1 protein-coding gene is annotated in these 218 nt (G+C 68.3%); it reads left to right on the top strand.

The annotated features are described in order from the left end of the window. Positions 1 to 18: 18 nt before the first annotated feature. Positions 19 to 218, top strand: a 200-nt coding sequence (locus ACOADB_RS12225; protein ID WP_378598687.1) for a carboxymuconolactone decarboxylase family protein, incomplete at its 3' end; no start/stop codon positions are given.

The following is a 218-nucleotide window of genomic DNA, read 5'->3' on the forward strand; positions in this document are numbered from 1 at the left end:
CACAGAGAGGAAACCACCATGACCACCGACCCCACCCCGATCACGCCGCCGGCCTCGCCCCACGGCAAGGTCGTCCTCGACGACCTCTCCCCTCTCCACCGCAGCCTTCGCCGCGCCATCCCCGAGGTCTACAAGGGCTTCGGCGAGCTGTCGAAGGCGGCCTTCGCCGACGGCGCACTCGACAAGAAGACCAAGGAGCTGATCGCGCTGGCGATCGG

Origin of the sequence: Nocardioides sp. CPCC 206348 (assembly GCF_048654705.1) — a bacterium.
In the GTDB taxonomy this organism is placed as follows: domain Bacteria; phylum Actinomycetota; class Actinomycetes; order Propionibacteriales; family Nocardioidaceae; genus Nocardioides.